Source organism: Sphingomonas oleivorans (assembly GCF_003050615.1).
Taxonomy (GTDB): Bacteria; Pseudomonadota; Alphaproteobacteria; order Sphingomonadales; family Sphingomonadaceae; genus Sphingomonas_H; species Sphingomonas_H oleivorans.
The window spans coordinates 120,808-129,604 of record NZ_NWBU01000006.1; the positions used below are offsets into that span (position 1 = coordinate 120,808).

Sequence of the window (8,797 nt, forward strand, 5' to 3'; positions counted from 1 at the left end):
GAGGACCATCCGATGAAATTGCTGCACGTCGATTCCAGTCCTCGAGGCGCGCATTCCAACTCGCGGGCATTGTCGGCATATTTTGTCGACCAGCTTCGCCGCCATGTCCCGGCGCTGTCGGTCGACTATCTCGACCTTGCCGTTGATGCGCCGCCACCCGTCACGGGGCTGTTCGCCAGCGCGGCCTATACCGCTCCGGAAGACCGCACGCCCGAAATGCGCGCTGTCCTGGCGCCTTCCGATGCGTTGTGTCGCCGTGTGCTGGACGCCGATGCGCTGCTGTTCGCGATGCCGATGCACAATTGGTCGATGCCATCGCCGTTCAAGGCCTTTGTCGATATGATCGTGCGGGGCGGCCTCACCTATATTCCGACCGAGGATGGCCGCTATCTGGGGGCGCTGGAGAGCAAAAATACTCTCTTCGTCACGACGCGCGGCGTCGATCTGCGTCCGGGGACGCCCTTTGCCGGGATGGATGCGCTGACCTCCTCGCTGCGGGCTGCCTTCGGCTTTGTCGGTGTGACCGATCCGCTCTTCGTCGATGCCCAGCCGCTGGAATTTGCCCGGCAGATCGAACGCTTGGCGGCCCTTGCCCGTGCGCGCGAGGCGCTGCGCGACATTGCCGAAAATTGGGCGGAGGAGCGCGACGGCCGCATCGGGCCGCGCGATCTGCAGCTGTCACGGGCAGGCTGAGCACGCGGGGTCGGTACAATCGCATTTTCAGCGCTTGGGCCTGTTGTCCTCTTCCCGCAGGCCTAATCTGTCATGGTTCCTCAAACAGGTGAGTTTCCATGGATGCTGAAGTGACCGATAACAAGAGCCAGAGACGGTTCGAACTTCCCTTGCCCGATGGGGAGATCGCGGCGGCCTATTACCGGGTCGACGATGAAGGGCGGCTGGTGCTCATCCATACCGAGGTCCCTTATGAATTTGGGGGGCAGGGCATCGCCACCCGACTGGCGACAGGCACTTTCGACCTGGTCCGCCGTTCGGGCGGGAAAGTCGTGTTGCGATGCCCGTTCATGGGCAATTTCTTCCGCAAGCATCCCGAATATGCCGACATCGTCGCGGGATGAGAAGGTGATCCCATTGGAATTGGAGGTTATTCATGAATGACGAATATAATCTCCAGCGCTTCCTCACTGCGCAGGCCGAGACCTATGATGACGCGCTCGATATTCTGCGCCGCGGCGTCATGTGTACGCCCTATATGGATTTCATCTTTCCGCGGTTTTCCAGCGAGGCCGACGGCGAGACCCAATATTCCATATCCTCGCTCGATGAAGCGACTGCCTATCTCGATTTTCCGATCCTCGGCAACCGCTACAGGGAGTCGGTGGAGACGCTTTTCCGGCTGGTCGACAGTTCTGCGCGCGAAGTGTTCGGCGAAGCCGATGCGCGGAAGCTCCATGCGTCGCTGACACTCTTTTCGGAAGCGACCAATGAAGTCTTGCTGCGGTCGGTCCTGGCCATATGGTTCGACAATATGGTCGACGAGGAAACCATGATCCGGATCGGCCAATATAATTGAGCCGGATCAGGCGGATGCGATCCAATCCCGCAACCAGGCTTCGAAGCCGGTCGATGCCAGCATGGGATGATCGCCTCCTGTCAGCGGTTCACGATCGAAGCGAGCGCCCAGATAGAAGGCCGCTGGGTCAACGATGATGCGGCGCATATCCTCGTTGGCAGCCAGGATCTCGAGGGCAAGTTCAGGCAGGCCGACATAATCCGGGCCGGCAATCTCGATAATTTGATTGGCCGGGCGATCGGCGACGATGTCCGCCAGCAGCCGCGCGACATCGTCGGCCGCGACCGGCTGCATGCTGACCGGGGGCAGGCGGATGAGGTCGCCTTCGCCACCGGCATCGACGATATGGTGGATGAACTCGAACAGGGGCGTCGACCGAAGGATGGTGAAGGGCATGCCCGAGGCCGAGATCAGTTCCTCCCGCGTCCGCTTGGCCCGGTAAAAGCCGCTGTCCAGCAGGTTGGCGCCGACCGCGGACAGGGCGATAAGGTGCGCAACCTCTGCCTTCCGCGCGGCCGCCAGCAAATTGGCCCCGGCCTGTTCGAAAAAGGCCTGCATGCCCTCTACATTCGCATAGCCGGAGTTGGAGACATCAACGACCACCTTCGCGCCGTCCAGCGCTTCGTTCAGGCCATAATTGCCGACAAGATCCACACCGGTCGATCGGGCCGCCACGACCACCTCATGCGCGGCCTGGCGGAGACGGGAGACGAGCTTGCGGCCGACCAGGCCGGTGCCGCCGATCACTGCAATTTTCATGATGCCCTATCCTCCGATTCCTGCGGCAAGTCCCAACCCGCCTGCGTCGGATCGAAGCGGGAGCCGGTTTCCAGCGTGCGATGCACTGGGCAACGGTCGGCGACGTCCAGGAGCTCGGCCCGTTGCTGCGCGTCGAGCGTTCCTTCGATCTCGATCCGCCGGCTGAAGACGTCCGGAACCGACACACCCTGTTCCTTACGATGACGGACGCCGGTCCGGATCCTGCTGACCGACCACCCCTTGCGGGTGGCGTAGAGGCGGAGCGTCATCGTCGTGCACGCGGCCAGCGCGGCGGAAAGCAGATTGAAGGGCGTCGGCCCCGATCCGAGGCCGCCAAGATGCTCCGGTTCATCGACAATGAAGCTCGCCTTGCCCGCGCGCATCGCGAGCTGGAACCTGCCCAGTCCCGTTTCCTCGGCTTCGGCATCGAAGGGGCTTGCGGCAGTGGGTAGGGGACCGGGCAGATAGCGGCCCGCCCAGGCGGCAATCATGTCGGCGGCAAAATCCGCTTCGCCGTCCCTCGTCAGCAGATGATCGGCGCCATCGAGCGACACGAAGCTCTTGGGATGCCGTGCCGCGAGATAGAGGCTGGTGACATTGTCGATCCCCACTACCTGATCCGTCGGCGAATGGAGCAGCAGCAAGGGGCGTTTGAGCGCGGCTATCCGTGCGCCCTGGTCCTGCTGCCGCAGGTCATCGACAAATTGCTTGCTGATGAGGAAAGGCCGGTTGGCGATCGATATGCTGGCCTGCCCTTCGGCTTGAAGTCTGGCGAGCGCATCCGGGGCCAGTTGCGCCAGCACATGACTGACATCGAAAGGCGCCGCGATGGTTGCCACCGCACGTACCTGCTGCAGCGAACCGGCAGCAGCCAGCACCGCCGCGCCGCCAAGGCTGTGCCCGATAAGCAGGAGCGGCGGCATGCCCTCGGAGGTCATTGCGGCCGCCGCAGCCAGAAGGTCCTGCACGTCATGGCTGAAGCCCGATGTGCCAAAGTCGCCTTCGCTCTTGCCGAGGCCGGTGAAGTCGAAGCGCAGCACGCCTATGCCCGCGCCCGCCAGCCTGCGCGAGATCCGCACTGCCGCGATATTCTGCTTGCCGCAGGTGAAGCAATGGGCAAACAGCGCCCAGGCGCGCGGCGGACCGACCGGCAGTTCGAGCGCGCCGGACAGGCGCTCGCCCGCTGCATTCAGGAAGTCGAAGGGGCGGGTGGTCATGGGGTTTCTCGCTTCATCAAGCCTGGCCGGGCTATGCCAGCCCCTCGACCTTCAGCGTGGCGTACACGGCGGGCCGGGTCTTCAGCTGTTCGTGGAGCGCGGCGAGTGGCGCGGGAACTTCCACCCCAAAGCGGCCTGCCCACAGGGTCGTGACGAACAGATAAAAATCCGCGACCGTGGGGTGCTCGCCGAAAAGATAATCGCCCTTGAGAAGACCCGCCAGGTAGCGCATCCGCCCAGTGATGTAGGCGCTTGCGACATTCTTCTGGCCATCGGTGCCTCCGTGCCAGAAGGGCTTGTAGCTCTTGTGGATTTCGGTCGACACATAGGCGAGCGCTTCGATCAGCCGGGTGCGAGCAAGCGGACCTTCGAGGCCGAATTGCGGAAAGCGCGATGCCAGATAGTCGAGAACCGCGATATTCTCCGTGACCAGCGCTCCATTGTCGAGCAGCAGGGCAGGGACATAGCCCTTGGGCGTGATGCGGTTGAAGTCGATGCCGGTTGCCGTCACCTTCTTCTTCAGGTCCACGCTTTCGCTGTCGAACGGCTCACCGCTCTCATGCAGCATGATATGGGCGGCAAGGCTGCACGCCCACGGGCAGTAATAGAGTTTCATGGCATCTGCTCCTGATGAAAATGGCTGGAGCACCGGGGGCGACGGTGCTCCAGCCGGTCGGCGGGCCTTATGCCGCGGCCGCGTTTTCTTCGACCTGGTGGACGGCGCGAAGGCCGATCTGCACCTTGTTCCAGAAATTGATCGCGCCGATCAGCACGGTCAGATAGGCGATTTCCTTGTCGTTGAACTGGGTCTTGAGCAGTTCATAATCGGCGTCGGGCGCGTGGGTCTTCGCGATCCTGGTCAGCGATTCCGTCCAGTTGAGCGCCGCGCGCTCACGGTCGGTATAGAGCGGGGATTCGCGCCAGGCATCGAGCAGATGGATGCGCATGTCGCTCTCGCCATGCTTGGTCGCGTCCTTGACGTGCATGTAGATGCAGAAGGCGCAGCCGTTGATTTGCGAGGCGCGCAGCTTCACCAGCTCGACCAGGCTATGTTCGAGGCCCGAAGCGTCGATGCTCGCCTCCACGGCCAGCATCCCTTTCATGGCATCGGGGGCGGCCTGGAAGATGTTCATGCGAGGGGTCATCATCGTCTCCTTCATGTCATGCGGGGGTGTTGAACAGGGTGGCGCGCCGCGTCCGCGCCGATTGCCGGGCGTCGATGACGGCCCAGATCGTCAGCAGCGTGCCGAGAATGGCGGGGAGCGTTACCGCCGGAAAATCGCGGGCGATGGCCGACGGGCCACAGATGCCGACCGCGACTTCCCAGAAGTGGAACAGCGCATGGCCCCAGAGCCAGGTCGTCGCCGCTCCCCAGAAGAATATGCGAACGTCCGGCCGGGATGCGCCGATCAGGAAAGCGCCGCCCAGGAACAGGAAGATCAATCCGATGTCACGGATGAAATGCTGATTGAACGGCCCTGTCGTCGTGACACCAGGTACTGCAAAATACCAGTTTGCCGGCGAATTGAGCATGTAAAGGCCGTTGCCGATGGCGGCGAGGCCAAGGACAGACGCCAATCCGATGCTGATCGTCTTGAGCATGGCAATACTCCGATCGAAGAGGAGCGGTGCCTTATTTCTTCGGCGGCGGCGGGACGTTGGCGAGCCACCAGTCGAAGCTGGTCCTACCGAGCTTTGCCTGCGGGCCGGGGATGAGGGAGTTTTCCTCCAGCTTCACGCCGAAATAGCGTGCTTCGGGATCGGTCACGACCTTGCGCGGATCCCGGTCATAGTCGAGCACCCGGGCGACCAGTTCATCGAGATGGAATTTCTCCGGTCCGCCAATCTCGACCGTGCCGTTGACAGGCGCTGCGAGGGCAACGGCGACGACCGCCTCGGCGACATCTTCGGCCGCCATGGGCTGGATATAGGCATGCGACAGATGGATTTCGCCGCCCACCACCGCCGACTGCGCAATGCCGCGCAGGAACTCCATGAACTGGGTCGCGTGGATGATCGTATAGGGGATCGAACCGCTCTTGATCAGCGTCTCCTGCGCCAGCTTGGCGCGGAAATAGCCGCTGTCCTGGAGATTTTCCGTGCCGACGACCGACAGCGCGATGTGATGGCCCACGCCGGCGGCCGCTTCGGCCTGCATGAGATTGCGGCCCGCGGTCTGGAAGAAATCCATGGCCGCCTGATCCTTGAACGAAGGCGAATTCGCGAGATCGATGACGACCTTGGCACCTGCCAGAGCTTCAGCCAGCCCTTCTCCGGTGATGGTGTTCACGCCGGTATTGGGCGCTGCCGCAAGGGCCTCATGACCCAATTGCGTCAGCTTGTGGACGACTTTCGAACCGATCAGGCCGGTTCCGCCGATAACTACGATTTTCATGGACCTTGCCTTTCCCTGAGTGTCCAGAGCCACGACGCCTGCCGTGTCTGTTGCCTGGACGTTAAAGGGGGCAGGGGGTCCGTTGCAGAACCGAGAGCTGAGAAAGCCAATGTACCATCGATGATGGATCAATCCGGGGACGCTGCCGCAGTATATCGGCTGGGAGGCAAGGCTTGGTACATTGTGTTCGGGCGATCTCGGACCTTATCCGGATTTTCGAAAGTTGATCTAATCGACCTATGGATTGAGGTGATCGGTCCTGCAGACAGACGCCAGGCCAAATGCCTGGGCATCTGTCGCAATGAAGAAAATCATGATCGCCTATGGAGCCGTGTTAATCGGACGCGACAGGGATGATGAACATAGGGGTTTTTCCGATTTCTCCCTATGGCCAACGGAATGGCAGGCGAGCATCCTACCTGTCCGGCTCCTGTTTTTCAGATGTTCGGCTTATCTCGCTTCGAGGCAGGCGATTTGGCCTCTCCCCGGTCAGCTTGAACTTCAGGCTGCAAGCAGCCGCTCGCTCAGATCCCAGAGCCGGTCCGCCATCTCCTCATCCATCGCCCATGGTTTGACGCCGCGCATGGCCGAGCTTTCTGCCGGACAGGGCGGCGCGATATCGCAGTCCTCACAATAAACGCCACCAAGCCCGTCGAGTTGTTGGCTGACCGCGCACCAAATTTGCGTGGCAGCGCCTTGAGGGACGGTCTTTCTGTCGTTCGCAGGGTCGATCAGAGGTGATCCATGTTCATCGACGATGCGATGCTCCCGCAAGGCAGCCGCGGGCACATGGCGCATCAGGTTGGTGAGGATCGCGCCGGGATGAACGGAGAAGGCGCGGATCCCGCGATTTTGGTAGCGATTGTCCAACGCCAGGGCGAAAAGTGCGTTGGCTGTCTTTGCTTGACCATATGCCGTTGCAGCGTCGTAGGTGCGCGTTTTGAAAGCGGGGTCGTCGAAATCCACGGCGCCGTGAAAATGTCCTCGCGATGACACTGAAACCACGCGCGCGCCATCGGCTAGCTCCAGTGAGCGCATAAGCCGTTGCGCCAATCGGAAGTGGCCGAGATGATTGACCGCAAACTGGCCTTCATTGCCGTCTGCGTCGCGGAACAAAGGAGGCATCATCACACCTGCGCTGTTGACCAGGAGATGCAGGGCCTTGCCGGTGGCAAGGAAAGTGTCGGCGAAGCTGTCGATCGTTCTGCGATCCAGAAGATCCATGGGCAAAATCGAAACGCGAGGAATTCCGGCAGTTTGGATGCGTGCCTTCTCTACGGAACGCGCGGGCACGAACACTTCCGCACCGGCCATTGCGAGATGCCGCGTCGTTTCGAGCCCGAGGCCGGAATATCCGCCTGTAACGACCGCAACCTTGCCCGCCAGGCTGATGCCGGCGATGACGTCCGACGCGCTGGTGAAAGCATCGAAGCCGGACCCGATAGGATTTTGTGCTGCTGGCATTGTGTAGCTCCTTTGCAAGCCAAATAGATGCCGACCCGTGGTCCGATCCATGCTTGATCAGGTCGATTTTTTGCGCGATCGTTCATAAATGCTGATCAGCGATCCCCTTTCGGACATATTGGCATTGCTGGATGCGCGCACGGTCGTGACCAACCGCATGGAAATTGGAGGCGACTGGGCATTTACATGCCAGGGTGTGCGCGGCCTGAAGTTCGTCGCGCTGAGTCGGGGAAATGCCTGGATCTACTCTGATGAGATCGCGCCGCTTTTCCTTCAGTCGGGCGATGTCCTGCTATTGAGCGGCAACCGGCCCTATGTTCTCGCTAGCTCTCTGGAGACAAGGCCAATCGATATCTCCACAGTGATTCCGGAAGCGGCAGATCATTTATCGTCGAGCAGCGAAATAACGGATACCTACCTCCTTGGAGGGCGCGTACTGCTAGAAGAAACGCGCGCGCCACTACTCCTGGATGTCCTTCCGGCCATCGTACACCTGGACGCCACTGACCAAAATGCGGTTTTAATTCGCTGGCTAATCGAAAGGCTGGGTCACGAATTCAAGGAAGCGCGGGCTGGTGCTGCCCTGGCTTCGGCTCAACTTGCTCAGCTTATATTGCTTCATCTCCTGAGGGGACATCTTGAAAGGGGCGGAGGCGACCTCAGGGGCTGGCTGAGCGGCCTTTCGGACGAGCACATTGCCCGCGCGCTGGAATTGATGCATCGCGATGCAGCGCATGATTGGACCCTCGATCAACTCGCTCGGTCTGTCGGTATGTCACGAACGGCATTCACGCTTCGCTTTAGGAAGATCATGGAAATGGCGCCGATAGCCTATCTCACGCAATGGCGAATGCAGCTCGCAGAGCGAGAGATTCGTGATGGCCGCAAACCTGTCGGTGCCATAGGACGGTCTGTCGGTTACGCTTCGGAGAGTGCTTTCACTACTGCATTTCGACGTCAGTTTGGCCTGTCGCCAAAGCGATACATGAAGGAACGTGGTTCCTGACTTTTAATCGGTCTTCGAGGCTTTGCATTTTAAATGGCGATAACCCTTATCGTTGACGATGCTAAAGGCGAGTCGATCTCCTGTTATCGAAAGGAAATAAGAGGCGAAGGAATCACGATAATGCGCTTGTTCCCTGGCTGCGAACTTTCTAGCAAAATCTGGTATGCGCGACGCAGCGTTAGGCAGCTTATCTCTCGAATGACAGCTTCTTGCGTTTCAGCTTCTCAAAGCGGACCTACCGCAATCAGCCAATCGCGACCAACGGGCTCAACCAATATACCCAGTCGGGCTCGATCGTGCCGAACTATGACGCGCGCGGCAATCTCACCAGCGCAGGGAGCATGTGACCTGCCTCTGATCTTTCATCCAGCGGCAGCTAGAGCCGCGGCGGTTGGTACTATGTCGTTGACGCCGAGGCCAGCGGC

12 protein-coding genes are annotated in these 8,797 nt (G+C 60.7%); 5 read left to right on the forward strand and 7 right to left on the reverse strand.

Annotated features, from left to right (window positions below):
* Positions 1 to 12 precede the first annotated feature (12 nt).
* From CLG96_RS08170 to CLG96_RS08180, 3 genes are all read left to right on the forward strand, one after another.
* Positions 13 to 693, forward strand: coding sequence for an FMN-dependent NADH-azoreductase (locus tag CLG96_RS08170; RefSeq protein ID WP_107967384.1), 681 nt, complete (start codon positions 13 to 15; stop codon positions 691 to 693).
* Between the two features lie 110 nt (positions 694 to 803).
* Complete coding sequence (locus tag CLG96_RS08175) at positions 804 to 1,076, forward strand: GNAT family N-acetyltransferase (protein WP_243395695.1); 273 nt, start codon at positions 804 to 806, stop codon at positions 1,074 to 1,076.
* A gap of 32 nt (positions 1,077 to 1,108) precedes the next feature.
* On the forward strand, positions 1,109 to 1,531 hold the full coding sequence (locus CLG96_RS08180) for a DUF1810 family protein (RefSeq protein ID WP_107967386.1): 423 nt from the start codon (positions 1,109 to 1,111) through the stop codon (positions 1,529 to 1,531).
* A gap of 6 nt (positions 1,532 to 1,537) precedes the next feature.
* Here CLG96_RS08180 and CLG96_RS08185 read toward each other — a convergent pair whose 3' ends face one another.
* The 7 genes from CLG96_RS08185 to CLG96_RS08215 all read right to left on the reverse strand — a co-directional run bounded on the left by CLG96_RS08185 (position 1,538) and on the right by CLG96_RS08215 (position 7,366).
* Positions 1,538 to 2,290, reverse strand: coding sequence for an SDR family oxidoreductase (locus CLG96_RS08185; protein WP_107967387.1), 753 nt, complete (start codon positions 2,288 to 2,290; stop codon positions 1,538 to 1,540).
* A complete protein-coding gene (locus tag CLG96_RS08190) occupies positions 2,287 to 3,507 on the reverse strand; it encodes a bifunctional alpha/beta hydrolase/OsmC family protein (RefSeq protein ID WP_107967388.1) in 1,221 nt (406 codons plus the stop codon). The genes CLG96_RS08185 and CLG96_RS08190 overlap by 4 nt, the downstream gene beginning before the upstream one ends.
* A 31-nt stretch (positions 3,508 to 3,538) precedes the next feature.
* Complete coding sequence (locus tag CLG96_RS08195; protein WP_107967389.1) at positions 3,539 to 4,123, reverse strand: glutathione S-transferase N-terminal domain-containing protein; 585 nt, start codon at positions 4,121 to 4,123, stop codon at positions 3,539 to 3,541.
* 67 nt (positions 4,124 to 4,190) lie between these two features.
* Positions 4,191 to 4,655 (reverse strand): carboxymuconolactone decarboxylase family protein, encoded by a 465-nt coding sequence (locus CLG96_RS08200; RefSeq protein ID WP_341476944.1) that lies wholly within the window; start codon positions 4,653 to 4,655, stop codon positions 4,191 to 4,193.
* A gap of 13 nt (positions 4,656 to 4,668) precedes the next feature.
* Positions 4,669 to 5,109 carry a hypothetical protein gene (locus tag CLG96_RS08205; protein WP_107967390.1) on the reverse strand — a complete coding sequence of 147 codons (441 nt, stop codon included), beginning with the start codon at positions 5,107 to 5,109 and terminating at the stop codon, positions 4,669 to 4,671.
* A gap of 31 nt (positions 5,110 to 5,140) precedes the next feature.
* Positions 5,141 to 5,902 (reverse strand): SDR family oxidoreductase, encoded by a 762-nt coding sequence (locus CLG96_RS08210; protein ID WP_107967391.1) that lies wholly within the window; start codon positions 5,900 to 5,902, stop codon positions 5,141 to 5,143.
* Between the two features lie 501 nt (positions 5,903 to 6,403).
* On the reverse strand, positions 6,404 to 7,366 hold the full coding sequence (locus CLG96_RS08215; RefSeq protein WP_107967392.1) for an SDR family NAD(P)-dependent oxidoreductase: 963 nt from the start codon (positions 7,364 to 7,366) through the stop codon (positions 6,404 to 6,406).
* 88 nt (positions 7,367 to 7,454) lie between these two features.
* On the opposite strand from CLG96_RS08215, the gene CLG96_RS08220 reads away from it, so the two are divergent.
* The gene (locus tag CLG96_RS08220) at positions 7,455 to 8,372 is read left to right on the forward strand and encodes an AraC family transcriptional regulator (RefSeq protein WP_107967393.1); all 918 of its coding nucleotides are present in this window, start codon (positions 7,455 to 7,457) and stop codon (positions 8,370 to 8,372) included.
* 209 nt (positions 8,373 to 8,581) lie between these two features.
* A complete protein-coding gene (locus CLG96_RS18710) occupies positions 8,582 to 8,719 on the forward strand; it encodes a hypothetical protein (protein ID WP_165799596.1) in 138 nt (45 codons plus the stop codon).
* Positions 8,720 to 8,797: the final 78 nt, after the last annotated feature.